This is a genomic window from Rhodospirillaceae bacterium (assembly GCA_028819475.1).
Classification (GTDB): Bacteria; Pseudomonadota; Alphaproteobacteria; order Bin65; family Bin65; genus Bin65.
On the sequence record JAPPLJ010000044.1, the window covers coordinates 1 to 2,022 of the forward strand.

Annotated in this window: 1 protein-coding gene; it reads right to left on the reverse strand. The window is 71.0% G+C overall.

Annotation, left to right across the window (positions count from 1 at the left end):
• Positions 1-82: 82 nt before the first annotated feature.
• Entirely contained in the window at positions 83-1,420 is a 1,338-nt protein-coding gene (ltrA, locus tag OXM58_13675) for a group II intron reverse transcriptase/maturase (protein ID MDE0149414.1), read from the reverse strand.
• Positions 1,421-2,022: the final 602 nt, after the last annotated feature.

The following is a 2,022-nucleotide window of genomic DNA, read 5'->3' on the forward strand; positions in this document are numbered from 1 at the left end:
GGGCCGGGTGGCCGAGGGCGGTCGCCCGCCCCCGGCTCCCACAGATCCGGACGTGCGCGATTCGCGCATCCGGCTCCTCGGGCTATGGTGTAGCCGCGCGATAGATGCTCTGCACGATTCGCGGTCGGGGAAGCGGGCAACGGCGGCACAGCCGCAGGAAGCGGTCCCAGGTCATCCGCGCGCGCGGCGAGCGGCGGCAAAGCCACTTGTACCACGTCGCGCGGACCCACCAGTGGAACCGCCCCAGCGCCCGGTAGTTGCCGGTGATGCCGTAGTAGGCGTAGTGGCCCAGCAGCTTCCGCCGCAGCGCCGCCCACTGCACCGCCACCGGCTGGTGGCGGTTCCGGCGGCACCAGTCGCCGACCGCGCGCATCGCGCGCGTCAGCCGGTCCTTCGCCGTCTTGCGCTTCACAACCCAGCGCCCCTCGCGGGAGCGCCCCCAGTGGTGCGTGAACCCCAGCAGCGCGAAGCTGCGCCCGCGCTGCGTGCCGCCCGGCTTCCGCCGGGACGGACTGCGGAAGTCCACCAGCCGGGTCTTCTCCGGATGCAGGCGCAGTCCGTACTTCGCGAACCGCTTCCCCAACACCGCAAACACCCGCCTCGCGTCCTCCTCCCGCTCGAACGCCAGCACCGCGTCGTCCGCGAACCGCACCGCGAAGGCGCGACCGCGAAGGCACGGCTTGACGTCCCGCTCGAACCACAGGTCCAGAACGTGATGCAGGTGGAGATTGCTCAGCAGCGGCGAGATCACCCCGCCCTGCGGCGTGCCCCGGTCGGAACGGCGCACCGCGCCGTCCTCCATGACCCCGGCGTTCAACCACTTGCCGACCGCGCGCCGGATCGTCCGGTCGCGCACCCGTCGGCCCAGAAAGTCCCTCAGCCAGCCCCGGTCCACCTCGTCGAAGAAGCTCCGGATGTCCAGATCGATCACCCAGCCGCCGCCCAGGCCCATCAGCCCGTGCCACAGCGCCTCCAGCGCCATGTGCGGGCCGCGTCCGGGCCGGAACCCGTACGAGCAGTCCAGAAAGTCCTGCTCGAAGATCGGCTCCAGCGCCATCAGCACCGCACGCTGCAGAACCTTGTCCTCCAGCGTCGGGATGCCCAGCGGCCTCGTCTTCCCCGCCTTGCCCGGCTTCGGGATGTGCACCCGCCGCACCGGCGGCGCCCGGTACCGGCCCGACTTGAACCGGTCGAGAAGTCCCGACAGGTTCGCGTCCAGGCCGGCCTCGTACTGCGCCGCCGTCACGCCGTCCACACCCGCCGCGCCGTCCTTGCGCGTGCGCCGGTAGGCCTCGCGCAGCCACGCCATGTCGACGTGGTGCGCCACCGTCATCAGTTCCAGCTTCGGCTCGATCCGAGCCAGTTCCGCCAGCTTTCCTTGTCGCGTTGAGATGTTCACCGAACTCGGCGGTCCGTCCATCTTTCCCTCCGAAAGCCCCACAGCCCGGTCCGCCGCTTCCCTCCGCCGGGTCCCCTGGGGCGGGTTCCCCGACCTCGCCGGTACTATCCGCGGACTCCGACTTCTCGCCGCCCGTCCCGCCGCGCTTCGTTCTCCTTCGCTTGGCGGTACCGCCTCGTGCGCCCTGTTCGCTCCCCGGGGATGGGCCGTCCCCGGGGCCGGGACGTTGTTTATGGCGGCCGTCCATGCCGCAGCCTCGGGCGGAGACGACGAGACCTCCCAGGTTCCTGGGCGACCCCTGCCCGCATGCCCCGCTCTCCGACCCCGGCGGAACCCCGGACGCCCGGGACCGTCCCGGCGCCCGCGGTGGTGCCTTCCGCTCTTGTCACAGCGTCGGCTTCCGCGATGCTTACGGATATCGTGGCTCGATCACGCGGCCTGCAAGGCTCCCTGTGTACGCTTCGCAGCCGGGGTCGCCCCCGCACCACGCAACACTCGGTTCCGGCTGGTCGGTCCTCCTTGGCCGGTCAGGACTCTCACCTGCTGGGTCGCAGAGAAGGTTTCCGTCATGTCGCTACATGGCATCCCCCTTCACCAGGCTTCGCCTGGCGCAAGACAAGCCC